This is a genomic window from Amycolatopsis sp. NPDC114504, from assembly GCF_055633595.1.
In genome coordinates this window covers 1,478,223-1,501,811 of the sequence record NZ_JBVKDU010000003.1, presented here as the reverse complement: position 1 = coordinate 1,501,811, position 23,589 = coordinate 1,478,223, and the positions used below count along the sequence as shown (strand labels likewise).

Below are 23,589 nucleotides of genomic sequence, written 5' to 3'. Positions count from 1 at the left end.
CTGCGGAGATAATGTCTGCGGCATGCCGCAATTTCGGTTGTCCGAGGCCGCGCGCCTGCTCGGAGTCAGTGACGACACCGTCCGGAGGTGGGTGCGCGCGGGGCAGCTGACCGCGACCGACGACGCCGCCGGCCGCAAGGTCGTCGACGGCGCCCAGCTGGCGGGGTTCGCCCGGGACCAGGCCTCCGGCCCCGAAGATCCCTCCACCGTCGGCCGCTCCGCCCGCAACAGGTTCGTCGGGCTGGTCACCGAGGTCATCGCCGACAAGGTGATGGCCCAGGTGGAACTGCAGTGCGGGGCGCACCGGGTGGTGTCCCTGATGAGTACCGAAGCCGTCCGTGAGCTGGGCCTGCGCCCGGGGGTGCTCGCGGTCGCGGTGGTCAAGGCCACCACTGTTGTCGTGGAAACACCGGAAGGAAGTCGATGAAGAAGCTCGCTCTGGCTGTCGCGGCCGTCGCCCTGTTCGCGGGCGCGTGCAGCAGCTCGGACCAGCCCAGCACGCAGTCCGGCGGGTCGTCGGCCAGCGCTCCCGCGCCGAAGGGCAGCGGCGACGCCGGGACCGGCACGCTCACCGTGTTCGCCGCCGCGTCCCTCACCGAGTCGTTCACCGCGCTCGGCAAGGAGTTCGAAGCCAAGCACCCCGGCGTCACCGTGAAGTTCAGCTTCGCGGGTTCGTCCGGTTTGGTCCAGCAGCTGACCAACGGCGCGAAGGCCGACGTCTTCGCCTCGGCCGACCAGGCCAACATGGACAAAGCGGTCCAGGGCGGCGTGATCGACGGCCAGCCGACGGTCTTCGCCACCAACAAGCTCGCCATCGCGGTCGCCCCGGGCAACCCCAAGGGGATCAAGACGTTCGCCGACCTGAACAAGGCCGGCCTGACCGTGATCACCTGCGCTCCGCAGGTGCCGTGCGGCTCGGCGACCAAGAAGGTGGAGACCGCCACCGGCGTCACACTCAAGCCGAAGAGCGAAGAGCAGGACGTCAAGCAGGTGCTGAACAAGGTCCAGTCCGGTGACGCGGACGCGGGCCTGGTCTACGTGACCGACGCCACCTCGGCCGCGGGCAAGGTCGACAAGGTCGACTTCCCCGAGGCGAGCGGCGCGATCAACAACTACCCGATCGCCGTGGTCAAGGGCGGGCAGTCCGCGCTGGCCAAGGAGTTCGACGACTTCGTCCTCGGCGCCGAGGGCAAGACCGAGCTGAGCAAGGTCGGGTTCGGCCCTGCGCAGTAAGCGTCTCTCGAGCGGCCGGCCGGGATCCGTCCCGGCCGGCCGTTCGCGCGTCCCGTGGGTGCTCGCGATCCCGGCCACGCTGGCGCTGGCGCTCGTCGTGCTGCCGGTGGTCGGCCTGCTGGTGCGCTCGGACCTGACGCGGCTGCCGTCGCTGATCGTGTCGCCGTCGTCGTGGCACGCACTGCGGCTGTCGCTGATCACGGCCGGTTTGTCCACTTTGGCCTGTGTGCTGCTCGGCGTGCCGCTGGCCGTCGTCCTCGCGCGGGCCCGGTTCCGCGGCGTCCGGCTGCTGCGCTCGATCGTGTTGCTGCCGCTGGTGCTGCCGCCGGTCGTCGGCGGCCTCGCCCTCCTTTACCTGCTCGGCCGCAAGGGCTTCCTCGGCATGCTGATCACCACGCTGACCGGGGAGTCGGTGCCGTTCACGACGACCGCGGTGGTGATCGCGCAGACGTTCGTCGCGATGCCGTTCCTCGTGGTCAGCCTCGAAGGCGCGCTGCGCGGGGCCGGTGACCGCTACGAGCAGGTCGCCGCGACGCTCGGCGCGCGCCCGTGGACCGTCTTCCGGCGCGTCACGCTGCCGCTGCTGCTGCCCGCGCTCGGCTCCGGCGTCGTCCTGAGCTTCGCCCGCGCGCTCGGCGAGTTCGGCGCGACGATCACCTTCGCCGGCAGCCTCGAAGACGTCACGCGCACGCTGCCGCTCGAGGTCTACACGCAGGCCGAAGTGGACATCGACAGCGCCGTCGCGCTCTCCCTGCTGCTCATCGTCGTGGCGGTCCTGGTCATCGCCGTCGCGCGCCCGCGCTCGTGGGAAGGCGGCCTGCGGTGAGCCTGACCGCCCGGATCGAGGCCGTCCGCGGCTCGTTCTCGCTGGACGTCGACCTCGACGTGCCCACCGGGACGGTGCTCGCGCTGCTCGGCCCGAACGGCTCGGGCAAGTCGACCGTGCTGGGCTGCTTGTCCGGGTTGATCACGCCGACGTCGGCGGAGATCACCGTCTCCGGGCGGGCGCTGGCCGGCGTGGCGCCGCACCGCCGGGGGATCGGCCTGCTGTCCCAGGACGCGCTGCTCTTCCCGCACCTGTCCGCGGCCGAAAACGTCGCTTTCTCGCCGCGGTCGACCGGCGCCGGCCGCCGCGCCGCGCGGGAGCGTGCCTTCTACTGGCTGGCCGAAGTGGACGCCGTCGCGCTCGCCGACCGGCGGCCCGGGCAGCTGTCCGGCGGCCAGGCCCAGCGCGTCGCGATCGCCAGGGCGCTCGCCGCCGAGCCGGACCTGCTGCTGCTCGACGAGCCGTTCGCCGCCCTCGACGTCGACGCCGCCCCGGCGATCCGAGGGCTGCTGCGGCGCGTGCTCAAGACCGGGCCGACGACCGTGCTCGTCACGCACGACCCGCTCGACGCGCTCGCGCTCGCCGACCACGTCGCGGTGCTGAACGACGGCCGGATCGTCGAACGCGGACCGACCCGTGAAGTGCTTTCCGCCCCGCGGACGGCGTTCACCGCGCGGATCGCCGGGCTCAACCTCGTCGCCGGCACCGCGGTCGCCGACGGCCTGCGGACGGCGTCCGGCTCGATCGTCAGCGGGATCCCGGCGGCCGACGTGGTGCCGGGGGAGCCCGCGGTGGCGGTGTTCCCGCCGAACGCGGTCGCGGTCTACCCGCACGACGGCGACCACCGCGGCAGCCCCCGCAACACGGCCGACGCCGTCGTCTCGGCCCTGGAACCGCACGGCCCGGTGATCCGCGTCCGCGCCGAGAGCGACAGCTGGGCGCACGGCCTGACCGCCGACCTGACGCCGGCCGCCGTGGCCGAGCTCGCGCTGGAGCCCGGCTCGGCGGTGACGCTGTCGGTGAAGGCCGCGACCGTGGCGGTGCACCCGGCCGCGGCCTCCTAGCCGACGGGGTCAGCCGTCGTGGTGGTGGCCGCCGCCCGGGTGGACGTGGAACTTCGCCACCTCCGGCGGGTGCACGACGAACGGCCGCATCATGCCTTCGTCCTCGTGGTCGAGGATGTGGCAGTGGTACATGAACTCGCCGGTGCCGCCGCCGAACTGCCCGGCGACGCTTACCCACTGGCCCGGGTTCACGATGATCGTGTCCTTCCAGCCCTCCTCGTACTTCTCCAGCGGGACGTCGGTGAACCCGCTGATCGGCGCGGTCGTCCGCTCGGAAGCCTGGTCGAACGTCGTGGTGAAGCTCCGCCGGAACAGCGCCTGGAACTCCGTCAGGTGGATGTGGACCGGGTGCGCCGGGCCGCCGTTCGCGACGTGCACGATGTTCCACACCGCCCACCGGTCGTGGTCGATGAAGATGCCGGTGGTGTCGTCGAAGAGGCGCCCGATCATCCGGAACGTCTTCAGCCCGCCGGCCGGGTCCTGGACCTGGATGATCCCCTCGCCGCCAGGGTCGGCCTCGACCTGTTCGAGGTCCCACATCTCCGGGTGGCCGTCCTTGTTGAGCAGCAGCGCGATCCAGACGTGGTCGTGGTCCTCCGGCAGCGTCGAGCCGTGCACCAGCCGGGTGTAGGACGTCGAGACCTTCTCCGGCAGCGTGAAGGAGTCGTGCTTCGCGCGGCCGTCGACGCGGAACTCCATCACGTCCGGCTCGATGCCGCCCAGCCGCGGGTCGGCGTTGCGCAGCTTGAGCTTCTGCCCCTTGAAGCGGCTGAAGTCGATCAGCACGTCGAAGCGCTCGGCCGGGGCGACGGTCAGGCCGTTGGCCGGCAGCTTCGCCGGCGCGGGCAGCAGGCCGCCGTCGGTGCCGATCAGGCGGACGGCGTCGTTGACCGGGTTGTTGTTCTCGTCGACCAGGTTCAGCGTGAAGAACCGCGAGTTGGCCGCGTTGAGCAGCCGGAAGCGGTACCACTTCGCGTCGACGTCCAGGTGCGGCCAGATCACGCCGTTGACCAGTGTGAAGGGCCCGGAGAACGGGATCATCGGGCCGTTCGGGACGTACGGGAACTTGAACAGCAGCTGCCCGGTGAGCGCGCCGGTCGCGTCGGTGTCGAGGTTGCGGTCGGTGAGGATCAGCGGGAGCTCGCGGTCGCCGTGGGGCAGGTCGAGCGCGTCCTCCTCGTCGTCGCGGATCAGGTACATCCCGGCCAGGCCCGTGTGGACGTTGAAGCGCGTGATCGCCATGGCGTGGTCGTGGTACCAGAGCGGCATCGCCTGCTGCCGGTTCTGGTACTCGGCCAGCTGCGACGTGCCCTTGAGACCGGCGTTGTGCGCCCAGCCGTCGTTGCCCGCGTTGGTGCGCGCGCCGTGCAGGTGCACGACGGTCCACGCCGGCAGGTCGGCGACGCCCTCGACGACCGAGTAGCCGGGCTTGGCCAGCTCGCTGCCCGGGCGGCTGGTCGGCGCGTCCGTCACCGGGCCCTGAACGGCGACCAACGGGAACTCGCCGTCGATTTCGTTCGACCACGAAATCCGCAGCTGCTTGCCGCTGCGCACTTCGATCGTCGGACCCGGGAAATGACCCGCATACGTCCACAACGTACTTTCGGGCAATTGCGAGTGCAGCCGCTGGTGCTTGACCACCATCGGCACGGTGATCGTTTCCCGGCTCCGGGGCCGGAGCACCGGCGGAATCGGCAGTGGGTCGAGGAACTTGGTGAGTCCCCAGTTCGGCCCGGTGATGGCGTCGGCCGTGGCCGGCCGCTCGATGATTTCGGTCATCCGATTTCCCCCTCCATGTCCGGGGGCAGGACGAATTGCGCCCCGGCGATTACGCCGGTGACGTCGAAAAGAATTCCCCCGAACCCCCTCGGTGGCCGGGCACGCGACTCCCCTCGCGATACCGGCAATTCCCACTGTAGCCTTTTTCGTCGTGGACCGCAGGTGCCTCGCGCGCGTGATAGGTTCCGCGCATGAACGAACGCCGGTGGACGTATCTCTCCGACATGGACGGCGTCCTGGTCAAGGAGGAGCACCTCGTCCCCGGGGCCGACGAGTTCCTCGCCGAGCTGAAGGCGAACGGCATCGACTTCCTGGTGCTGACCAACAACTCGATCTACACCCCGCGCGACCTGCGGGCCCGGCTCGAGCGCACCGGGCTCGACATCCCGGAGGAGTCGATCTGGACGTCGGCGCTGGCGACCGCGAAGTTCCTCTCGTCGCAGCGGCCGAACGGCTCGGCGTACGTCATCGGCGAAGCGGGCCTCACGACGGCGCTGCACGAGGTCGGCTACGTGCTGACCGAGCGCGACCCGGACTACGTCGTGCTGGGCGAGACCCGCACGTACAGCTTCAGCGCGATCACCCGCGCGATCCGGCTGATCGAAGGCGGCGCGAAGTTCATCGCGACCAACCCCGACGCGACCGGCCCGAGCGTCGAGGGCTCGATGCCCGCCACGGGGTCCGTCGCGGCGCTGATCGAGAAGGCCACCGGGCGCTCGCCGTACTACGTCGGCAAGCCGAACCCGCTGATGATGCGCTCGGCGTTGCGCCGGTTGGGCGCGCACTCGGAGTCGACGCTGATGATCGGCGACCGGATGGACACCGACGTGCACTCGGGCATCGAGGCCGGGCTGCAGACCATCCTGGTGCTCACCGGCATATCCACCCGGGAGTCGGCCGAACGCTATCCGTATCGGCCCACCCTGGTGCTCGACTCCGTCGCCGACCTGATCGGGCGAACCGGCGACCCGTTCGGCGAAGGCTGACGGTGGGCCGGGTGGCCGGAGGGCTTATCGTCACCGGATGAGCAAGTCCACGTACGTAGTGGGCGACGTGCACGGCCACCGTGACGAACTGGCCGACGCACTACGCGCCGAAGGCCTGGTCGACGACGAAGACAACTGGTCGGGGGAAGAAGACCAGCTGTGGTTCCTCGGTGACTTCGTCGACCGCGGCCCGGACGGCGTCGGCGCGATCGACCTGGTCATGCGGCTGGAGGAGCAGGCCGCCGGGGCCGGCGGCCAGGTGCAGACGCTGCTGGGCAACCACGAGATCCTGGCACTGGGGATGTACCACTTCGGCGACGAGCCGGTGCCGTCCGACTTCGGCCCGCGCAGCTTCGCCCGCAGCTGGGAGATCAACGGCGGCCTCCTGTCGGACCAGGACCGGCTGACGCCCGAGCACATCGAGTGGCTGGCGGCCCGCCCGCTGGCGGCGGTGGCGGCCGATCACCTGCTGCTGCACTCCGACACGCTGGAGTACCTCGACTGGGGGTCGACGGTCACCGAGATCAACGAGGCGGCGGCCGAGATCCTGACCGGCTCGGACATCGAGGCGTGGTGGGACGTGTGGCGTCGCATGACGACGCGTTACGCGTTCCGCGGCCCGGACGGCGAGGAGAACGCCCAGAAGCTGATGGACGCGCTGGGCGGGTCCCGGATCGTGCACGGGCACAGCGTCATCGCCGACCAGCTCGGGATCCACCCGACGCAGATCGAGGGTCCGTTCCTGTACGCGGGCGGGAAGGCGCTGGGCGTCGACGGCGGCTTGTTCGTCGGCGGGCCGTGCCTGGTGGTCGAGCTGCCGTACGAGCCGGAGTCCTAGGCGATCTCGACGATCTCCTTGCCGAGCGGCATCAGGGACACCGGGATCATCTTGAAGTTCGCCACGCCCAGCGGGATGCCGATGATCGTGATGCACAGCGCGATGCCAGTGAACACGTGCCCGATGGCCAGCCAGAGCCCGGCGAAGAGGAACCAGATGACGTTGCCGAGGAAGGACGCGGCGCCCGCGTCGCGGCGGTCCACCACCGTGCGGCCGAACGGCCACAGCGCGTAGTTCGCGATCCGGAACGACGCGAGCCCGAACGGGATCGTGACGATCAGGACGCAGCAGATCACGCCCGCGAGCAGGTAGCCCAGTGCCATCCAGAAGCCGCACAGGACGAGCCAGATGATGTTCAGCAGCGTGCGCATCAGACGTGCAGCCCCCCAGTCACGATGGTGACAGCCTGGCCGGCGAGGTGGACGCGGTCGCCGTCCTGACGGGTCCGGACGATCCCGCCGCGTGCGGAGATCTGGTGTCCGGTCAGTTCTGTTTTCTGGAGTTTCTCGGACCAGTACGGCGACAGGATGCAGTGCGCCGAGCCGGTGACCGGGTCTTCGTCGATGCCGACGCCGGGGGCGAAGAAGCGGCTGACGTAGTCGTCGCCTCGCGCGGTGACCAGCAGGCGTCCGGTCCAGGTCGCCTTGAGCTTCGCGAGGTCGGGTTCGAGGTTTTTGACCGTTTCGGCGTCTTTGAGGACGGCGAAGAGGTTCTCGACGCCGCGTCCGACGTACTCGATCTCGACCCCCGGGAGGATCCCGGACAGATCGTCGTCGGTCGGGGTCGGTGGATCGGAGGGGAAGTCCAGCTCGACCCAGCCGCCGTCGGCCTTGGCGCGCAGCTCGCCGCTTTTGGTGGTGTAGGTCTGCTCGCCGCCGAGGACGTGCGTGACGGCGACGGTGGCGTGCCCGCACAGGGCGACCTCGACCGCGGGGGTGAACCAGCGAAGCGACTTGGGGCCTTTTTCCGTCGTGACGACGAAGGCCGTTTCGGCGTGCTTCATCTCAGCGGCGACGGCTTGCATCCAGGCGGGGTCGGCGGGTTCGTCCAGGAGGACGACCCCGGCGGAGTTCCCGGCGAAGGCCCGGTCGGTGAAGGCGTCGACGACGAAGAAGCGCATGCTCCCAATGTAGCCCGTGACCTGGGTATGTTGATCTTTTATCAGGGAGATTCAGGGGTTGTCCCTTACGACTCCCCGATGGTGGGCTTGACGATCTTTTCCCCGTCCGGCCCGCGTTCGGGCTTGAGGTCGAAGACATCCTCGTCGACGGTGTACTTGTTCTTGTGCTCTTTGTCGTCTTCCTTCTTCTTGCCGGCCGCGCCGGCCCCACCCGCTGAGGTTCCACCTTTGCCCTTCGCGGCCGCAGCGGCGGTGGCCCCGCGTTCGAGCCGCTCACCGGGCGCTTTCCCACCGGTCTTGGCATTCTCACCGGCGGTTTCCTTCGGGCCACCGGTGTAGCCACCCCCGGAGACGCGCGATCCGGCGAACCCGCTCCCGGCCCGTCCGACGCCGGACTTGCCACGGGTGATGTCGCCGCTGCCGGTCCCGCCGCCGCCGGCCGTTCCGGGCATGGCGAGGCCGTCCGGGGTCATCCTGGGGAAGGCGCTCGGAGCGGGACCGCCGCGGAGGCCGGGGTTGCCGCCCCCGCCGAAGTTCCCGGTGCCACTGGTGACCCCGGGCTGCACGAAGTTAGGCGGCGGAGTCGTACCGGGCGGGGTAGTGCTGGTGCCGCCTCCGGGGACGAAGCTGCCGCTCGTCCCGCCGGGGCCGGTGGTCGTCCCGCCGCCGATGGTGGGGGTGCCGGTGAAGCTAGTGCTGCTGGTGCCGTGGAAGCCGGAGACGGAGGTGGAGTCGTTCCCGCCAAGCTGCGGAGGCGGTGCGTAGGTTGGCTGGGAGCTGGCGGTTTCGTGGTAGGTGCCGTCGAGGTTTTGAAGCACCTGGACGGCTTGCTGGTGGGCGGCGTCGGCTTGTTGTTGTTTGGCTTGGATGCCGGACATGGTGCCGCTCATGCCGACTAGGTCGCCGTTGTTGTACTGCTGTTTGGCCTTGTCGAGCTCGGCTTGCTGGTTGAAGCCGGTGGGCTCGGGCATGTTGGTCTTGGCGTAATGGGCGGCCGCGGATTGCTGGGAGTAGTGGTTCGACGCCAGCTGCATCGCGTTGCCGGTTTGTTCGGTATGGCCGGCTGTGGTTTGGAAGAAGCCGTTCGCCTGGTCTGCTGCCGGGCCCTGCCAAGAGCCGCCTGATGCGGTCGCGGCGTCGCGGAACTGGTTGGAGGCGTCGGCGAGCCAGTTGCCGTAGACGTTCGCTACGCGGCTGCGGTCGTTGAGGTCCTCGAGGTCCAGGTTCTTGTGGACCATGTCATAGAGCACTTCGTGCGGCTGGTTCGCGTAGTTCTCGTCGGGCGACGGAGCGCCGCCTCGCAGGGTTTGCCCCTCCTGCAAGAGCTTTCCCTGGGCCACCGAATAGTCCGAAGCGGCCTGCTGGGTGACGCGCTGGCCGTCGGCGCCGTGACCTTGGGTCTTCCGGGCGGTTTCCGCGTAGTAGTCACCCTCGGACTGGCGATGCTGCGCCCGGTGCGGCTGACTCATGGCTGGACTCCGTATCAGTTCTTCGGCAGCAGGGGTTCGATCTTCTCCGCGAATCCTTCGACGAGCTTGCAGGCGTTTGCCGTGTCCGATCCCGAGGTCACCAGAACGAAGGCACGGGACGACGGTTTCACTTCCAGCCAGACGCCGCACTGTCCGGGCGATTGGCGAGGTTCACGCACTTCGACCGCCGCGCGTTCGTGGACTTTCCCCTCGCTTGCCTGGCTCGGGTTGCTGACGTTGTTCCTGTAGTCGCGACCGGGTTGGAGCGAAAGCGCCACGTCAATCGGGCTCACGTCGCCGGACCTCGGTTTGTTCGCGGCGCAGCTTTCCTTCGCGTCGGCGACCGTCGGGATCGCCGCCGGAAATCCCTCACTCGCAAGCGCTTGGTCCAAGAGCGAGCACGGATTCAGGGAGGCGAAGGGATTGTCCGGATCGCCCGACGAAGGGGCGGTGCTGGGTGTATCCGTTGCGCTGACCGCCGAACTCGGGTTCGCCTGACCGCCGACCTGGTTGGTGCAAGCAGCCACGGCCAGCGCTGTGAAAGCGACGGCGGCCAGAATGGACGGGATGCGTTGAGAGATCACTGACCCTGCAGATTCTTGTTCAGCTCGGTGAACGCCACGGCGTGGGCGCTTTCGGTCTCACGGTAGTTCTTCCGCGCGATCACCATCGCCTCACGCGCGTCCTCGACCCCACGCTTCATGAGCAGGAGATTGGGGATCAACGCCTGCGGGTCGCCGTTGATCGTCGTCGCGTTGAACCGGGCTACGGCCTGCGCGTAAGCGCTGCTTCCCATGCGGGCAGCGTCAGCGATGATTTCCACGTCACGGAGCATCTTGTCGTAGCCGTCGATGAAGAAGTCGCAGGCTTTGATATAGGCCTGGAAGCCCTCTTCGTTCACCGCGAACTGGCCACCCTCGGCGAGAGCCTTCAGGTGACTGCCACCCGTGCTGACCTGCTTGGCCGCGTCGGAATCGGCAGGTCCGTCGAGCAGCCCGGACAGGAAGTTCGACCCCGCATCACCCTCACCGGCCGGGGGCGTGAAAGACCCCGGCGCGCCGAACTGTGATCCGCCCATGATGCCCTCCCCGTCGTCCGGCACCACCCTGCGTGGTCCTCCGCACTGTACTAGTGACGAACCGGCCGCGTCAGTGGTTCCGGCCACGCTCCAGGAGCCACGTTCGCAGGTGAGAACCATCCGATGGGGTGAACGTCACCCGGGTTTGGCCGCCGGGTAGGGCCTCGCTGAACATCAGGAACCGGCCGCCCGCGTTGTCGACGAATGTCACCGTTCCCACCGGGTGCAAGGACGAACTGCGGACCGACAGCTCGAACGTCCCGTACCGGTGCAGGGGCCAGGATGAGAACTCCGTCGCCGCGTCCGCGTCGCGGCGGTTGCCCGGCTCGATGAAGCTCAGCTCCGCCAGCGGGACCGGGCGGTACGCCGGGAGCATGCCGACCACCAGGTCGGCCAGCCGGTCCGGGCGGGACTGCGCGAACAGGATCTCTTCGCCCACCAGCTCCGAAAACACCCCCAGGCCGTGGCCGATGGCCGCGCGGTAGAACACCTGGCGGCCCTCCTCCACCGCGCGGACGATGATCAGCACGTCCGGCTGGGTCCACGCCCGGAGCGTCTGCTCGACCTCGATGTCCAGTTTGTCCGGACCCGCCAAACCCCGCGCTCGCATCGACTCCCACGAGAGAGCCGCGATGCGCTCGTTCTCCGACAACGTGCGGCCGGGGCTGCGGATCTCGAAGGGGTGCCAGTTCGCCGGAAGACCGGTACGCCGGACCGCCGCGTCGACCTCAGCCAGGCCCAGTGAAAATTCCTCCGGCACGTCCCCGAGCGTAGCGGAACGGCCACCCCGCGCTCAGATGTCGAGCTGCCGCACACCCGTCTCGCGCAACACCACCCGGCCGGCCGTCGCCCGTTTGCGCAACCGGACGATTTCGTGTGGCTGCAACCCGATCGCGACGCCGAACGCCTCCACGTCCGGGAACCCGCCCTGCCGCTGACGCAGCTCGAGCGCCTTGGCCACCTGCTCCGGCGAGAGCAGCCGCGCCAGCTCCGGCCCGGAAGCTGCGTTGACGTCCACCAACGGAACAGACACAGCAACAGCAGGCGGCGGCGCCAGCGGAGCCACATCGGCCGGCACGTAAGCCTCGATGACGTCGTTCTGCCGCAGGTCCCGGAACGCCAGCCCGACGGTGAACGCCCGCACCCCGCCGTTCGTCCGCACCGCCACCCCGTCCCGGGCCAGCGAAAGGATCCGCAGATCCGACGCGATGACCGTGCTCTGCTCGTTGAACGTCGTCCCCACCGGCCGCAGCACCCGCGCCCGCGTGCCCACCGTGAACACCGCGCCCCGCCCCTCCGGGATCTCGACCGCGGCCACCACCGAACCGTTGCCCAGGTCGTTCAGGCCGTGCACGACCGCGACGCCTTCTCGCAGCTCCAAGTGGTCGTGCGAAGGCTCGTGGAACGCCGTCAGCGCGTCGCCCGCCATCGGCGGCACGTCGCACTGGAAGCCGAGCAGCACCGTGCCCCGCTGCCCGGCCGGCAGCTCTTCGACGGAGCCCGCGGGACCGAACAACCCGAGCACCCGCATCGGCTGGCCGCCGCGCGACAAAGCCGTCAACGCGCCGAAGCGCAGCACACCCTCCCGGACGAGCACCTGCACGTGGAACCCGGTCAGCTGGTCGTACGCCGGCGCGACCACCTGCGCCAGACCCTCCTGACGGCTCAAGTCGGGCCCGACGGTGTCATCGGTGTACAGCTCCAGCGCGTCGCCCTTCACGAGGTCATGCCGTCCCACCGCGACGAACACGTCCTTGAGGAACCCGGCGTCGGTCACCGGCTCGACGTCGCTCGAGAAGAACTTCTTCCGCACCATGATCCCGAGACACAGGTTGTCCGCCAGGATCCGGTCGGCGCGCTTCAGCCGCGCGCGGGCGCCGCGGACCGCGCGCCCGAGACTTACCTGGCCACCGGGCAGCTCCCCGAGGCCGGGCAGGGTGACGGAGTCGTTGAGCGCCTTGCCGAACTCGATCAGCCCGACCCTGACCTCGGTCACGACGTGGCGGCCAGCGTGACGCTGATCGACTGGTCGGCGTTGACGCGCTCGGACTCGACGACCATCCCGTTCGACGCCGCCCGCTGCTTCAGCCGCGCGAGCACCGCCTGCTGCACCTGCGCGGCGTACGCCTCGTCGACCGACAGCACGAGCCGCTGGGCTTCGGCTTCGGCGAGCCCTGGGCCGTCGACGTGCGCCATCTGGACGCCGTCGGGGCCGTAGACGAACGTGATCCGCCGCCCTTCCCACGCGGCCACGACGGAGTTGCCGTCGTCGGTGACCTGCGCCCGCAGCCCGGTCAGCGCGCGGGCCAGCAGGTCGCGGTGGCGCATCCGCGTCCGCACGGTGACCACGCCGGCCTGCGTGTGCGCCGCGATCGTGGCGGCGTTGAGCTGGGCCAGCGCCTCACTGCGCAGCTTGAGCGTGACGCTCATCGGTGATCCCCTTCGAGCAGCGCTTCGAGTACTTCGGTGGTGGCGAACCCGTTCAGCTCGATCGCGCCGTCCGGGGCGATCGTCAGTTCCAGGCGGTTCGGGGTGGTGAAGATCGACTCGTCGTAGCGGTCGGTGAGGAAGTGGAACCGCTGGTTCACCGACCCGACCCACGGCCGTGACGGCTCCGGCCGGTCGGCCAGGAAAGGCCCGTCCACCAGCAGATCCGTTGAGTCCAGGAGCTTCGACGGCGGCAGGTCCTCGAGAACGTGCCCGGTGAACGTCATCACCGAGAGCCCTTCCGCGCGCACAGCGGCCGCGAAGAGCCCCAGCGGCTCCGGCTGGTCGAACGGCTCGCCGCCGAGCAGCGTGACGCCCTCGATCCCGGGAATCGCCAGGACGCGCGAAACCAGGTCCGGCCACGGCAGGAGAGTGCCGCCGCGGGTCGTCCACGTCTGCGGGTTGAAACAGCCGGGGCAGCGCACCGAACAGCCCTGCGTCCACACCGCGCACCGCAGTCCCGGGCCCTCGGCCGCGGTGACGTCGACGATCCGGTGGAGGTTCAGGAGTTCCATTGCGACTGCTGCTGCGACGCGGTGTTCTCGTCGGAAGCCGAGGTCCGCCGGTAGTCCTCCGTGAACTCGGACGTCACGGTCTCCGCGCCGAGCAGGTCCTCCAGCATGGGGATGTAGTCGAGGCATTTGGACCCGGTCACGCCGTGCGTCTCGGCGCTGATCGAGCCGTCCTTGCCGATGGTGACGGTCACGCGGTGCGTCATACGTCGATCGTCCTTCCCCTCGGGGACTCCGGCGGCGGTGGTGGTGCGACGGGAGCCTCGACGACGTCGTCGGAAGTGTCCGTCGCCGCGACGGCCCGGGTCTCGGCCCAGTTCCGGATGGCCAGGATCTCGTCGGCCTGGGTGACCGACAGCGGCACGGTGGACTTCACCGCGCGCACGAGGTCGTCGCGGCGCAGCGGCCGCTTCTCGGCGAACGCGTCGACCAGGCCGGCCAGCACGGCCTGCTCGATCTCGGCGCCGCTGTAGCCCGCGCTGACGTCGGCGAGCTCGGTGAACAGCGCGTCGTCCATCCGCAGCTCGCTCGCCACGAAGTCGTCGGTGACGCGCCGGCGCAGGTGGATCCGCCAGATCGCGACGCGCTCGGGCCCCGAAGGCAGGTCTACGAAGAAGATCTCGTCGAAGCGGCCCTTGCGCAGGAACTCCGGCGGCAGCGAGCCGACCTGGTTCGCGGTGGCCATCACGAACACCGGCGCGGTCTTCTCCTGCATCCACGACAGGAACGTGCCGAACACGCGGCGCGCGGTGCCGCCGTCGCCACCGCCGCCCGCGCCCGCGAGGCCCTTCTCGATCTCGTCGACCCACAGCACGCACGGCGCGATGCCCTCCGCGGTGCGGATGACCGTGCGGATGTTCTTCTCGCTCGAACCCACGAGCCCGGCGAAGACGCGGCCCAGGTCCAGCCGCAGCAGCGGCAGCCGCCACATGTTCGCGACGCACACCGCGGACAGGCTCTTGCCGCAGCCGGGGACGCCGGTGAGCAGCAGGCCCTTCGGCGCGGCGAGGTTGTACGCCGACGCCGCGGGCGTCCAGGTGCCGGTGCGCTTGGTGAGCCACCGCTTGAGCCGGTCGAGGCCGCCGACGGCGTCGAAGCTCGTCTCCGCCGGGACGATGTCGAGCATCCCGGACCGGCGGACGGCCTGGCGCTTCTCGGCGAGGATCAGCTCCAGGTCGCTGGGGTCGAGGCCGCCGCCTTCGACGAGCGCCCTGGCGAACGCGTTCTCGGCCTCGGGGAGCGTCAGCCCGCGCGCGGCGGCGACGATCATGTCCCGGTCGTCGCGGTCGATGCTGATCCGGACGTTCTGCCGGTGCGCGGCGACCATGCCGTCGAGCAGCTCGCCGATCTGGCGCCGGTCGGGCAGCGGGAAGTCGACGACGGTGGCGTCGTGCTCCAGCTCCGGCGGCACGGGCAGCGACGGCGACACGAGGATCAGGCTGAGCGGCACGGGCCGGGTCTTGAACGCGGCGGCGAGCTCCCGCAACCGGCGCACGACCTCGGGATCGGGCCGGTGCCCGCCCTCGGAGACGAGCTGCGGGTGCAGGTCGGCGAAGACGAAGACGGCGGGCTCACCCCAGCCGTAGACGCGTTCGAGCGCGGCCGACGCGGCGCGGGTGTCGCTGATCGGCGGGCCGCCGGCGGGAGCGAGCCCGGTGGTGGACGACCAGACGTACACGCGGCGCGGCGTGCGCAGCCGTTGCTGGTCTTCGGCGACCGCGCGGATCTCCCGCAGCACCCGCTGCTCTTCGTGCGTTTCGACGACCAGCAGCGGGTAGCGCGCCTGCAGCAACTGGGTCAGCTCGTCGCGGAACCCGGCCATCGGTCGCCCCCTCGAAGTCCGTTCGGACACTACCAACTCACGCGCCGACGACGAGGACCTCGTAGGTGGGGCTGGTGGGCGGGTAGCCGCTGAAGATGTGGGAGTTGACGACGGCGAGGTGGTTGCCGACCTTGATCGCCGAGACCGGCTGGTCGAACAGCGGGTCGGTGATCGTGCCGGCCGCGGTGCCGTGGCTCAGGTCGCCGTCGAGGCGCCACCGGGTGATCTTGTCGTCGAGCTGCACCGCCCAGAGCCGGTGCCCTTCCAGCACCAGGCTGACGACGCTGGGTGCGGTGACCCCCGCGATCTCCGTGCTGACCCCGGTGCGCGGGTCGATCTTGAACACCTTGCCGGGCGTCGTGGCGGCCACGAGCAGGGTGTCGCCGGACGGCGTCGCGATGATGTCGTTCATGAAGAAGTTCCCGGGTGAGCCGCCCGCGCCCGGTCCGCTCAGCGGCAGGGTGCGCGGCGTGCCGAGCCGGCCGCCCAGGTTCGGCACGAAGAACAGCTGCGGGTGGTAGGAATCGGTGAACCAGGCGCCGTACGGGGTCACCACCACGTCGTTGACGTACGACGTCTGCGGGTCGCCGAAGGTGAAGTCCGCGACCTTCGCCTTGGTGCGGACGTTGTAGACGTAGGCCTTGCCGCCGTTCCCGCCGGCGACGAACAGCAGGTCGTGGCGCCGGTCCAGGTCCACCCCGGCCGCCGTCGCCCCGGGCGGCGCCTCGATGAAGCGCTCGGCCGTTCCTCGCTTGAGGTCCTCGCGGAAGATGGTGCCGGCGACGAGGTCGCCGGTGTAGTAGGTGCCGCCACCGGCGGCGGTGATGCCCTCGGCGGAGGCGGCGCCGGGCAGCACGATCACCCGCGTCGCCGCCGACGCCGGCGCGGCCACCGCCAGCGTGAGCAGCAGGGTCGCCGCGGGCAGAGCCAGGATTCTTCGCATCGGTTCCTCCCCAGTCGTCGCTGCCGGGCATCTTCCCACCGAACTGGCTCCCGGGTGCCGCGGTTCTTAGACTCGGCGGCAGTCACAGCCGACTTCAGGAGGCACCATGCCTGACGCGCCCGCCCTGCCGAGCTACGCCTCGGGGATTTCCGAGGTTCCGCTGCTCGGGGACACCATCGGTGACAACTTCGATCGGACGGTGGCCGCGTTCGGGGAGCGGGATGCCCTGGTCGACCGGACAGCCGGCCGCCGGTGGACCTACCGGGAGCTGGCCGCCGAGGTGAACGCGCTGGCGCTGGGTCTCGTCGCGCAGGGCATCGGGAAGGGCGACCGGGTCGGGATCTGGTCGCCGAACCGGGCGGAATGGACGTTCCTCCAGTACGCGACGGCGAAGATCGGCGCGATCCTCGTCAACATCAACCCCGCCTACCGGTCGCACGAGCTGGAGTACGTGCTCAACCAGGCCGGCGTGAAACTGCTCGTCGCCTCCGACAAGTTCAAGACCTCCGACTACCCCGCGATGGTCGAGGAGGTGCGCGAGAAGTGCGCCGCGCTGGACCACGTCGTGATCCTCGGCGGCGAGAGCTGGCAGGCGCTGGTGGACGCCGGCTGGCAGGGCGATCCGGCGGCCTTGGCCGAGAAGCAGGCCGCCCTCTCCGCCGACGACCCGATCAACATCCAGTACACCTCGGGCACGACCGGCTTCCCCAAGGGCGCCACGCTCAGCCACCACAACATCCTGAACAACGGCTACTTCGTCGGCGAGCTCTGCAACTACACCGAGCAGGACAAGGTGTGCATCCCGGTGCCCTTCTACCACTGCTTCGGCATGGTGATGGGCAACCTCGCGTGCACCAGCCACGGCTCCTGCATGGTCATCCCGGCGCCCGCGTTCGACCCTCGCGCCACGCTGGAGGCGGTCGCCGAAGAGCAGTGCACGTCGCTCTACGGCGTGCCGACCATGTTCATCGCCGAGCTGAACCACCCGGACTTCGCGAGCTTCGACCTGTCGTCGCTGCGGACCGGGATCATGGCGGGCTCGCCGTGCCCGGTCGAGGTGATGAAGCAGGTAATCGACCGGATGGGCATGAGCGAGGTGTCGATCTGCTACGGCATGACCGAGACTTCGCCGGTGTCGACGCAGACGCGTTCGGACGACTCGATCGAGCGCCGCGTCTCGACGGTCGGGCGGGTCGGGCCGCACCTGGAGAGCAAGGTCGTCGACCCGGAGACCGGGCTGACCGTGCCACGCGGCGTGCCGGGTGAGCTGTGCACGCGCGGGTATTCGGTGATGCTCGGGTACTGGGAGCAGCCGGACAAGACGGCCGAGGCGATCGACGCGGCCCGCTGGATGCACACCGGCGACCTGGCGGTCATGGACGCCGACGGGTACGTCAACATCACCGGCCGCATCAAGGACATGGTCATCCGCGGCGGCGAAAACCTGTACCCGCGCGAGATCGAGGAGTTCCTCTACACGCACCCGGACATCCTGGACGCGCAGGTCATCGGCGTCCCGGACGAGAAGTACGGCGAAGAGCTGATGGCGTGGGTCCGGATGCGCGAGGGCGCGACGCCGTTGACCGCGGAGAAGGTGCGCGAGTTCTGCGAAGGCAAGCTGGCGCGCTACAAGGTCCCGCGGTACGTGCACGTCGTCGAGGAGTTCCCGATGACGGTGACCGGCAAGGTCCGCAAGGTCGAGATGCGCGAGAAGTCGATTTCCCTGCTGGGGCTGGAGAAGGCGGCCTCGACCAAGCACGCCTGACGGCGGGTGGGGGCCGCGAAAGCCGGCCCCCACCAGCCGGTCGTCAGGAAACGGCCGCCGCCGCCTCGGCGATCGCCTTCGCGTCTTCCTCGCCGAACGTGTCCTCGAGGTGCTCCGGCGAGTAGTCCAGGTCGATCTGCTCCACCGGCATCCCGCGGGCCGACTCGATGGCGCCCAGGCGGCGCTGGGCGCGGTCCGCCGCGTACTGGATGATCTCCTCCGGGTCGTTGTCGAAGGGGACTTCCTCGAACTGGTCCTGCACCCACTGGATCATGCTGAGCGCGTGCGGCAGCAGCTCGCCCATCCGCTGCTGGACGGCGTCCCACAGCGAGTCGTCCGCGGCGACGTGGCGACGGCACGTGAACGTCCCCCAGGCCATGTGGCGGCGCTCGTCGTCGCCGATGCGGCGGACCAGCTCCTGCATGCCCGGCAGGATGTCGTTCTGCGTGCAGATCAGCTGCCACGAGTAGTAGCCCGTCAGCGCGAGGCTGCCTTCGATCACGTGGTTGTACGTCACGCTCGCGCGGATCTGGTTGAGCGGGCTGGGATCGTCCTCCAGCGCCCGCAGCGACTGCGGTAGTTCTTCGTAGAACAGCTTGCGGTAGTGGGGGTTCTCGGCGACGTACGGGTGGAGGTCCTCGGTCAGCCCGACCGCGTCCATCCAGCGCCGGAACACTTCCGTGTGCTTGGCTTCCTCGAAGCAGAACTGCGTCAGGTACATCTCGTCGCCGAAGCGGCCGGTCGCCGACATCGCGCGCATGAACGGCTGGATGTCCTCGGTGACGGCCTCTTCGCCGGCGATGAACTGCGCGACCAGGTACGTCGTGCTGCGTTTCTGCTCGTCGTTGAGGCTGTCCCAGCCTTCGCGTTCGCGGCTGAAGTCGATGTCGGCCGGGTTCCAGAACTTCTTGTTGCCCTTGGCGAACAGGCGCAGCGGGAACGAGTCCCAGTTCAGGCCGCCCTTGCGCAGCGAGGAGAAGCCGGTCCGCAGCTCGGAGAGGGTGTCGGTCATCGTTTCACTCCATTGTGGACGAATTGGCGGATGGTGGGAGCCAGCACGGCGGTGACGGAGTCGGCGGCCTCGGTCGCCGAATGCGTGGGAAGCACCAGGTGCGAAAGGGAAAGCCGCACCACGGTCTCCGCGAGCAGCGCCGCGGATTCGGCCGAGAGGCCCGGTTCGAACTCCCGGTACTGCTCGGCGGCCAGTTCGGCGGCCGCGCTGAGGATCGGCTCGCCCTTGGTCGTGAGCAGCGGCAGCAGGTCCTCGCCGGCTTCGGTGCCGAGCGCCGCCGCGACCAGGCGGTTCTCCCGCGCGTGCTCGATCGTGTAGACGACGGCGTGGTGGATGCCCGCCAGGAGCCCGTCCGCCGTTTCGAACCGCTGCCGGATCCCGTCGAGGAACTCCGACGCGGTGCGCAGCGCCACCGCCTGGGTCAGCGCCGCCTTGTTGCCGAACTCGTTGTAGACGGTCTGCCTGCTCACCCCGGCTTTGGCCGCCACGTCGGCCATCCGCAGCCCCGCGTAGCCGGCCTCGGGCAGGAGGTCCGCGGCGGCGTCGAGCAGGGCTTCCCGGAGGGACGCCTTCGTCCGGTCAGTGAAGCTGGTCACACCCTCACCTTGACACAGATCGCCCGACTGTCAAGACGCTGTACATGATCGGTTGATGTGTAAATCTGTCGGTGGTGGCGGCTAACGTGTCGGGTGAATCGAACCAGCGGCGCGAAGCGCCTCCGTTGAGGGTGGTGGTGGGGGCATGGATGGAATCACGGTGGGGTTCGACCTCGACATGACACTGATCGACGCGCGGCCGGGCATGGCCGCGGCGATGAACGCGCTCGGTGCCGAATCCGGCCTGCCGCTGGACGGTGACGCGTTCGCGGCCAACCTCGGCCCGCCGCTCGACGACATCCTGCGCGGCTTCGAGGCGCCCGAGGAACGCATCCCCGGCCTCGTCGACCGGTTCCGCGCGCTGTACCCGGACATGGTCGTGCCGAGCACGGTCGCGCTGCCGGGCGCGGTCGAGTCGCTGCGCGCGGTGCGGGCCGCGGGCGGGCGCACGCTGGTCGTCACCGGCAAGTACGGGCCCAACGCGCAGCTGCACGTCGACGCGCTCGGCCTGGACGTCGACGAGGTCGTCGGCGAGCTGTGGTCGACACAGAAAGCCGAAGCGCTTCTCGCGCACGACGCGCGCGTGTATGTCGGAGATCACGCCGGCGACATCCGCGGCGCGCTGGCCGCCAAGGCGATCGCGGTCGGCGTCACGACGGGTCCGTGCGATCGCACGCTCCTGCTGAGCGAGGGCGCCGAAGTGGTGTTCGACTCGCTGACGGAGTTCCCGGACTGGTTCGAGCGGACCTTCGCGGGGAGCGTGGTGCCCTAGCTCTTTTTCTTGCCCCTGGCCTCGAAGACCAGCGCGATCAGACCGAGCAGCAGGCCCAGCGGGGTGACGACACCGGCGCCGACGGACAGCCAGATCGGCAGGTTCTCCAGACCGGCGGCGAACATGATGAACACGGTGAGCACGGCCAGCATGCCGATGCCGAACAAGCCGATGCCGAGGCGCATCAGGAACGGTTTGCCGGGGGTGGCCACGCCTGCCTCCTTCGTCGCGGTCTTCATGACGCAGAGCGTATCCGCCGGTATCGATCCGACCGGAAGCAGGCCGACCCCTCAGCGGTAAGAAACCGCTGGTGCGAGCGCCATCGGCCGTGGCCGAAGTCGGATCGGTACCGAACGGCAGAGTATCGACTTCTCCCCAGGGCATGTGGCGAGATACCCTTTCAGGAGCGCGCCCTGGGTACGCCCCCGGGCGCGTTCGTCGTGAGCGGGACAGCAGAAGGATTGGTGAGGGAAGTGCCGACCGGCAAGGTCAAGTGGTACGACGCGGAGAAGGGCTTCGGGTTCGTCACGCAGGATGACGGTGGCGCCGACGTCTACATTCGCAAGGCCGCGCTGCCGCAGGGCGTCGAGGGGCTCAAGGCCGGGCAGCGGCTCGAGTTCGGCGTCGCCGACGGCCGTCGCGGGCCGCAGGCGCTCTCCGTCCGGCTGCTCGACGCGCCGCCGTCCGTCGTCGAGGCGCGCCGTCGCCCGGCCGAGGAGCTGCACGGCCTGATCGAGGACATGATCAAGCTGCTCGAGCTGAAGGTGCAGCCGGACCTGCGGCGCAACCGCTACCCGGACCGCAAGCACACCAAGCAGATCGGCGAGATCATGCGCGCGGTGGCCAGGGACATCGACCCCTAGGCCTCGAGCCGCAGGCCCCACACGTCACTGGGCAGCAGGCCCGACTCGCCGGTGCTCGAGTTCAGCACGGCCGTGTACTTCTGCACGTCGACCGCCGAGATGCGGTCGGCGGGCGTCGGCGGCGTGACGGTGTAGGCGTAGCGGTCCAGTGACGTGAACGGGATCGGGTCGCTCTGCTTGTACTCGCCCTGCGGGGTGACGTACTCGTAGACGATCTGCCACGGCGCGTCCGCGACCTCGCCGGGCACCGAGATCTGCACGGGCTTGCCCGGGCGGACCTTCAGCGTCTGCGTGTCGCCCTTGGCGCTGCACGGCTGCGCGAGCTGCTGGGAGTAGTCGCACGAGAGCACCGGCGCGGTGTTGATCGTGTGGCCGTCGGCGTAGAAGGTGACCTCGGCCGGGCCGGGCGCCGAGCACCCGGCCACCGCGAACCCACCGGCCGCAAGCAGGGCCACCACCCGGGAACGTCGCATGTGCGCAGAGCCTACCGGCGGGCCGACCGGTCCCTGGGCAGGCCCTGGGCCGGGAAGCTGCCGGTCGGCTCGGGGCGCAGCGGCCGGTCGCCGCCGAGGCCCGGCACGAGCGAGCCGCCGCGGCGCACCAGGTACGTCTGGGTCGTCCCGACCGCCAGCAGCACGGTGATCACGAGGAAGCCGATCCAGTACGTCGGCGGCAGCAGCAGGCCGACCGCGCCGCCCATGCACCAGGCCAGCTGCAGCACGGTTTCCGAGCGGCCGAACGCCGACGCGCGCGACTCCTCGGGCAGGTCGGTCTGGATGACGGCGTCGAGGCTGATCTTCGCCAGCGCGCTGGCCGTCGCGCCGACCAGGCCGACGATCGCGGCCGTGGCCAGGCCGGGCAGGATCGTCGCGACCAGCGCGGCCAGCACGCAGCCCGCCACGCACCCGACGATCACCTGGTCGGGGTTGCCGAAGTGCAGGCGCGAGCCCAGCGCGTTGCCGAGGAACCCGCCGGCCCCCGCCGCGGCGCCGATCACGCCGAGCAGCAGCAGCTGCATGAACGGCGTCTGCCCGCTGCCTTCGGTCTGGGCCTTCACCGCGAACGCGGCGAACATCATGAGGAAACCGGTGAGCACGCGCACCGAGCCGTTGCCCCACAGCGCGACGACGATCTGGCGGCCCATCGGCTGGCGCCGCTTCTTCTCCGTCGGGTGCGCCGAGAGCGACGTCGGCACCTCGCCCTCGGTCGCCTCGACCCAGGCCGGGATCCGCATCGACTGCACGGCGGCCGCGACGCAGATCAACGCCGTGAACCACAGTGCGCCCGCCGAGCCGGAGATCGCGTTGATGCCGCTGGCCACCGCGCCGAACGCGCCCGCGGCCACCAGGCCGAACGTCGTCAGCCGGGCGTTGGTCTTGGAGAGCGTGATCTCCGAGGGCAGCACCCGGGGCGTCACCGCGGCCTTGAGCACGGTGAACGACTTCGAGAGCACCATCATCCCGAGCGCGGCGGGGTAGAGCAGCCAGTCGTCGAAGTGCAGCGCCATCACGACGGCCATCAGTCCCTGGCCGATCGACGACGCGCACATCGCCAGCCGCCGGCCCCGCTGCACCTTGTCGAGCGCGGGGCCGATCACCGGCGCGACCAGCGCGAACGGCGCGATCGTGATCAGCAGGTAGAGCGCGACCTTGCCCTTGCTCTCCCCGCTGGTGGCGGCGAAGAACAGGGTGTTGGCCAGCGCGATCGCCATGGCCGCGTCGCTGGCGTAGTTCAGCATCACGGCGTAGGTCAGCGAGGTGAGGCCCGACTTCTCGGCGCCGTCGGCCTTCGTCGCGCGCTGGAAGGCGCCGACGGCCTGGCCGGTCAGCTGCCGGCTGCGCATCGCCGCGACCCGCGTCACGGTGATCTTCTTCGGCAGCTTCGGCGTGCCGCCCGGGGTCAGCGGTTCCTCCCGCGGGGGCAGGGGCTCCGGCTCGGGCGGCCGCGGTTCGCCCGCGTAGCCGCCGGTGTCGTAGTGCTCGTACTCACCGCTGCCGGGACGGCGTTCGCCCTGGTAGAAGCCGGGCTGCTCGCGGCGCACCGGTTCGGTGCGGTTCGGGTCGTACGGCCGGGCGCCGCGCGGGGGCGGCGGTGGCCGCTGTCCCATCGGCGCGGCGGCGGTCGGGGCTTCGTTCGCGTTCGGCACGGGGTCGCCGTAGTAACCGCCGCGCGGGGGAGGCGGAGGCGGCGGGACGGGCCGTTCGACGCGGGTGGGCGGCGGCGCGCTCCGGTGCTCGACGCGGGTGTGCTCGGCCCGGGTGGGGGCGGCGGCCTCCCGCCACGGCTTGGCCTGCGCGGCGCCCGGCTCCGGCGTCCAGCGTCGCTTCGACTTCCGGCCGCGCGGCTGCGAGCCGGAGCCGTCGGAGCGGGAGCCGAAGAGTGCCACGTTCTCAATCCTGCCTTACCGGGGGTCGGTTCCGCCTG

General features: G+C 70.0%; 27 protein-coding genes. 9 read left to right on the top strand and 18 right to left on the bottom strand.

The window, feature by feature from the left end:
* Window positions 1–22 precede the first annotated feature (22 nt).
* Genes ACZ7PG_RS28620 through ACZ7PG_RS28605 form a run of 4 tightly spaced genes read left to right on the top strand, consistent with a single transcriptional unit; the run spans window position 23 to window position 3,123 of the window.
* Window positions 23–427 (top strand): TOBE domain-containing protein, encoded by a 405-nt coding sequence (locus ACZ7PG_RS28620; RefSeq protein WP_470242133.1) that lies wholly within the window; start codon window positions 23–25, stop codon window positions 425–427.
* Complete coding sequence (modA, locus tag ACZ7PG_RS28615; protein ID WP_470242132.1) at window positions 424–1,233, top strand: molybdate ABC transporter substrate-binding protein; 810 nt, start codon at window positions 424–426, stop codon at window positions 1,231–1,233. Before ACZ7PG_RS28620 ends, modA begins: the two co-directional genes overlap by 4 nt.
* A gap of 58 nt (window positions 1,234–1,291) precedes the next feature.
* Entirely contained in the window at window positions 1,292–2,059 is a 768-nt protein-coding gene (locus ACZ7PG_RS28610; RefSeq protein WP_470242131.1) for an ABC transporter permease, read from the top strand.
* On the top strand, window positions 2,056–3,123 hold the full coding sequence (locus ACZ7PG_RS28605; RefSeq protein ID WP_470242130.1) for a sulfate/molybdate ABC transporter ATP-binding protein: 1,068 nt from the start codon (window positions 2,056–2,058) through the stop codon (window positions 3,121–3,123). Before ACZ7PG_RS28610 ends, ACZ7PG_RS28605 begins: the two co-directional genes overlap by 4 nt.
* A gap of 9 nt (window positions 3,124–3,132) precedes the next feature.
* Here ACZ7PG_RS28605 and ACZ7PG_RS28600 read toward each other — a convergent pair whose 3' ends face one another.
* Window positions 3,133–4,902 (bottom strand): multicopper oxidase family protein, encoded by a 1,770-nt coding sequence (locus tag ACZ7PG_RS28600; RefSeq protein ID WP_470242129.1) that lies wholly within the window; start codon window positions 4,900–4,902, stop codon window positions 3,133–3,135.
* A 191-nt stretch (window positions 4,903–5,093) separates the two neighbouring features.
* Here ACZ7PG_RS28600 and ACZ7PG_RS28595 point away from each other — a divergent pair, with 191 nt between their 5' ends.
* Both ACZ7PG_RS28595 and ACZ7PG_RS28590 read left to right on the top strand, forming a co-directional pair.
* On the top strand, window positions 5,094–5,888 hold the full coding sequence (locus ACZ7PG_RS28595; protein ID WP_470242128.1) for an HAD-IIA family hydrolase: 795 nt from the start codon (window positions 5,094–5,096) through the stop codon (window positions 5,886–5,888).
* Between the two features lie 37 nt (window positions 5,889–5,925).
* Window positions 5,926–6,726 carry a metallophosphoesterase gene (locus tag ACZ7PG_RS28590; RefSeq protein WP_470242127.1) on the top strand — a complete coding sequence of 267 codons (801 nt, stop codon included), beginning with the start codon at window positions 5,926–5,928 and terminating at the stop codon, window positions 6,724–6,726.
* On the opposite strand, the gene ACZ7PG_RS28585 is transcribed toward ACZ7PG_RS28590, so the two are convergent.
* From ACZ7PG_RS28585 to ACZ7PG_RS28530, 12 genes are all read right to left on the bottom strand, one after another.
* Window positions 6,723–7,097, bottom strand: coding sequence for a YccF domain-containing protein (locus tag ACZ7PG_RS28585; protein ID WP_470242126.1), 375 nt, complete (start codon window positions 7,095–7,097; stop codon window positions 6,723–6,725). The two genes, ACZ7PG_RS28590 and ACZ7PG_RS28585, sit on opposite strands and share 4 nt — an antisense overlap.
* A complete protein-coding gene (locus ACZ7PG_RS28580) occupies window positions 7,097–7,846 on the bottom strand; it encodes a PhzF family phenazine biosynthesis protein (RefSeq protein ID WP_470242125.1) in 750 nt (249 codons plus the stop codon). Before ACZ7PG_RS28580 ends, ACZ7PG_RS28585 begins: the two co-directional genes overlap by 1 nt.
* A gap of 65 nt (window positions 7,847–7,911) precedes the next feature.
* The gene (locus ACZ7PG_RS28575; protein WP_470242124.1) at window positions 7,912–9,315 is read right to left on the bottom strand and encodes a hypothetical protein; all 1,404 of its coding nucleotides are present in this window, start codon (window positions 9,313–9,315) and stop codon (window positions 7,912–7,914) included.
* A gap of 14 nt (window positions 9,316–9,329) precedes the next feature.
* Window positions 9,330–9,899: a DUF3558 family protein gene (locus ACZ7PG_RS28570; RefSeq protein WP_470242123.1), complete on the bottom strand. Its 570-nt coding sequence runs from the start codon at window positions 9,897–9,899 to the stop codon at window positions 9,330–9,332.
* Window positions 9,896–10,420 carry a hypothetical protein gene (locus ACZ7PG_RS28565; RefSeq protein ID WP_470242122.1) on the bottom strand — a complete coding sequence of 175 codons (525 nt, stop codon included), beginning with the start codon at window positions 10,418–10,420 and terminating at the stop codon, window positions 9,896–9,898. Before ACZ7PG_RS28565 ends, ACZ7PG_RS28570 begins: the two co-directional genes overlap by 4 nt.
* A 43-nt stretch (window positions 10,421–10,463) precedes the next feature.
* Entirely contained in the window at window positions 10,464–11,153 is a 690-nt protein-coding gene (locus ACZ7PG_RS28560; RefSeq protein ID WP_470242121.1) for an ESX secretion-associated protein EspG, read from the bottom strand.
* Between the two features lie 33 nt (window positions 11,154–11,186).
* Complete coding sequence (locus tag ACZ7PG_RS28555) at window positions 11,187–12,389, bottom strand: hypothetical protein (RefSeq protein ID WP_470242120.1); 1,203 nt, start codon at window positions 12,387–12,389, stop codon at window positions 11,187–11,189.
* Complete coding sequence (locus ACZ7PG_RS28550; protein ID WP_470242119.1) at window positions 12,386–12,823, bottom strand: hypothetical protein; 438 nt, start codon at window positions 12,821–12,823, stop codon at window positions 12,386–12,388. The genes ACZ7PG_RS28555 and ACZ7PG_RS28550 overlap by 4 nt, the downstream gene beginning before the upstream one ends.
* Window positions 12,820–13,395, bottom strand: a complete 576-nt coding sequence (locus tag ACZ7PG_RS28545) for a 4Fe-4S single cluster domain-containing protein (RefSeq protein WP_470242118.1) — start codon at window positions 13,393–13,395, stop codon at window positions 12,820–12,822. The genes ACZ7PG_RS28550 and ACZ7PG_RS28545 overlap by 4 nt, the downstream gene beginning before the upstream one ends.
* The gene (locus ACZ7PG_RS28540; protein WP_470242117.1) at window positions 13,383–13,598 is read right to left on the bottom strand and encodes a DUF2997 domain-containing protein; all 216 of its coding nucleotides are present in this window, start codon (window positions 13,596–13,598) and stop codon (window positions 13,383–13,385) included. The genes ACZ7PG_RS28545 and ACZ7PG_RS28540 overlap by 13 nt, the downstream gene beginning before the upstream one ends.
* The gene (locus ACZ7PG_RS28535) at window positions 13,595–15,214 is read right to left on the bottom strand and encodes an AAA family ATPase (protein ID WP_470242116.1); all 1,620 of its coding nucleotides are present in this window, start codon (window positions 15,212–15,214) and stop codon (window positions 13,595–13,597) included. The genes ACZ7PG_RS28540 and ACZ7PG_RS28535 overlap by 4 nt, the downstream gene beginning before the upstream one ends.
* A 37-nt stretch (window positions 15,215–15,251) precedes the next feature.
* Window positions 15,252–16,157 (bottom strand): SMP-30/gluconolactonase/LRE family protein, encoded by a 906-nt coding sequence (locus ACZ7PG_RS28530; protein WP_470242115.1) that lies wholly within the window; start codon window positions 16,155–16,157, stop codon window positions 15,252–15,254.
* Window positions 16,158–16,263: 106 nt separating this feature from the next.
* On the opposite strand from ACZ7PG_RS28530, the gene ACZ7PG_RS28525 reads away from it, so the two are divergent.
* Window positions 16,264–17,922 (top strand): AMP-binding protein, encoded by a 1,659-nt coding sequence (locus ACZ7PG_RS28525; RefSeq protein WP_470242114.1) that lies wholly within the window; start codon window positions 16,264–16,266, stop codon window positions 17,920–17,922.
* A gap of 43 nt (window positions 17,923–17,965) precedes the next feature.
* On the opposite strand, the gene ACZ7PG_RS28520 is transcribed toward ACZ7PG_RS28525, so the two are convergent.
* Together ACZ7PG_RS28520 and ACZ7PG_RS28515 are read right to left on the bottom strand one after the other, a co-directional pair.
* Complete coding sequence (locus ACZ7PG_RS28520) at window positions 17,966–18,934, bottom strand: R2-like ligand-binding oxidase (protein WP_470242113.1); 969 nt, start codon at window positions 18,932–18,934, stop codon at window positions 17,966–17,968.
* Window positions 18,931–19,530 carry a TetR/AcrR family transcriptional regulator gene (locus tag ACZ7PG_RS28515; RefSeq protein ID WP_470242112.1) on the bottom strand — a complete coding sequence of 200 codons (600 nt, stop codon included), beginning with the start codon at window positions 19,528–19,530 and terminating at the stop codon, window positions 18,931–18,933. Before ACZ7PG_RS28515 ends, ACZ7PG_RS28520 begins: the two co-directional genes overlap by 4 nt.
* Window positions 19,531–19,675: 145 nt before the next feature.
* Between ACZ7PG_RS28515 and ACZ7PG_RS28510 the strand changes: the two genes are divergently transcribed.
* The gene (locus tag ACZ7PG_RS28510) at window positions 19,676–20,302 is read left to right on the top strand and encodes an HAD family hydrolase (protein WP_470242111.1); all 627 of its coding nucleotides are present in this window, start codon (window positions 19,676–19,678) and stop codon (window positions 20,300–20,302) included.
* Here the strand turns inward: ACZ7PG_RS28510 and ACZ7PG_RS28505 are convergent.
* Entirely contained in the window at window positions 20,299–20,541 is a 243-nt protein-coding gene (locus tag ACZ7PG_RS28505; protein WP_470242110.1) for a hypothetical protein, read from the bottom strand. The genes ACZ7PG_RS28510 and ACZ7PG_RS28505 overlap by 4 nt on opposite strands.
* Before the next feature lie 234 nt (window positions 20,542–20,775).
* Here ACZ7PG_RS28505 and ACZ7PG_RS28500 point away from each other — a divergent pair, with 234 nt between their 5' ends.
* Entirely contained in the window at window positions 20,776–21,165 is a 390-nt protein-coding gene (locus ACZ7PG_RS28500; RefSeq protein WP_470242440.1) for a cold-shock protein, read from the top strand.
* Here the strand turns inward: ACZ7PG_RS28500 and ACZ7PG_RS28495 are convergent.
* Window positions 21,162–21,638, bottom strand: coding sequence for a DUF2771 family protein (locus tag ACZ7PG_RS28495; protein ID WP_470242109.1), 477 nt, complete (start codon window positions 21,636–21,638; stop codon window positions 21,162–21,164). The two genes, ACZ7PG_RS28500 and ACZ7PG_RS28495, sit on opposite strands and share 4 nt — an antisense overlap.
* A gap of 11 nt (window positions 21,639–21,649) precedes the next feature.
* The gene (locus ACZ7PG_RS28490; protein WP_470242108.1) at window positions 21,650–23,551 is read right to left on the bottom strand and encodes an MFS transporter; all 1,902 of its coding nucleotides are present in this window, start codon (window positions 23,549–23,551) and stop codon (window positions 21,650–21,652) included.
* Window positions 23,552–23,589 lie beyond the last annotated feature (38 nt).

Bases quoted from the DNA above. Each gene is read 5' to 3' on its own strand.
- ACZ7PG_RS28620 (WP_470242133.1), top strand. From the start codon at position 23: ATGCCGCAATTTCGGTTGTCCGAGGCCGCGCGCCTGCTCGGAGTCAGT.
- modA (WP_470242132.1), top strand. From the start codon at position 424: ATGAAGAAGCTCGCTCTGGCTGTCGCGGCCGTCGCCCTGTTCGCGGGC.
- ACZ7PG_RS28600 (WP_470242129.1), bottom strand. From the start codon at position 4,902: ATGACCGAAATCATCGAGCGGCCGGCCACGGCCGACGCCATCACCGGG.
- ACZ7PG_RS28595 (WP_470242128.1), top strand. From the start codon at position 5,094: ATGAACGAACGCCGGTGGACGTATCTCTCCGACATGGACGGCGTCCTG.
- ACZ7PG_RS28590 (WP_470242127.1), top strand. From the start codon at position 5,926: ATGAGCAAGTCCACGTACGTAGTGGGCGACGTGCACGGCCACCGTGAC.
- ACZ7PG_RS28585 (WP_470242126.1), bottom strand. From the start codon at position 7,097: ATGCGCACGCTGCTGAACATCATCTGGCTCGTCCTGTGCGGCTTCTGG.
- ACZ7PG_RS28580 (WP_470242125.1), bottom strand. From the start codon at position 7,846: ATGCGCTTCTTCGTCGTCGACGCCTTCACCGACCGGGCCTTCGCCGGG.
- ACZ7PG_RS28575 (WP_470242124.1), bottom strand. From the start codon at position 9,315: ATGAGTCAGCCGCACCGGGCGCAGCATCGCCAGTCCGAGGGTGACTAC.
- ACZ7PG_RS28550 (WP_470242119.1), bottom strand. From the start codon at position 12,823: ATGAGCGTCACGCTCAAGCTGCGCAGTGAGGCGCTGGCCCAGCTCAAC.
- ACZ7PG_RS28545 (WP_470242118.1), bottom strand. From the start codon at position 13,395: ATGGAACTCCTGAACCTCCACCGGATCGTCGACGTCACCGCGGCCGAG.
- ACZ7PG_RS28540 (WP_470242117.1), bottom strand. From the start codon at position 13,598: ATGACGCACCGCGTGACCGTCACCATCGGCAAGGACGGCTCGATCAGC.
- ACZ7PG_RS28535 (WP_470242116.1), bottom strand. From the start codon at position 15,214: ATGGCCGGGTTCCGCGACGAGCTGACCCAGTTGCTGCAGGCGCGCTAC.
- ACZ7PG_RS28530 (WP_470242115.1), bottom strand. From the start codon at position 16,157: ATGCGAAGAATCCTGGCTCTGCCCGCGGCGACCCTGCTGCTCACGCTG.
- ACZ7PG_RS28525 (WP_470242114.1), top strand. From the start codon at position 16,264: ATGCCTGACGCGCCCGCCCTGCCGAGCTACGCCTCGGGGATTTCCGAG.
- ACZ7PG_RS28520 (WP_470242113.1), bottom strand. From the start codon at position 18,934: ATGACCGACACCCTCTCCGAGCTGCGGACCGGCTTCTCCTCGCTGCGC.
- ACZ7PG_RS28510 (WP_470242111.1), top strand. From the start codon at position 19,676: ATGGATGGAATCACGGTGGGGTTCGACCTCGACATGACACTGATCGAC.
- ACZ7PG_RS28505 (WP_470242110.1), bottom strand. From the start codon at position 20,541: ATGAAGACCGCGACGAAGGAGGCAGGCGTGGCCACCCCCGGCAAACCG.
- ACZ7PG_RS28495 (WP_470242109.1), bottom strand. From the start codon at position 21,638: ATGCGACGTTCCCGGGTGGTGGCCCTGCTTGCGGCCGGTGGGTTCGCG.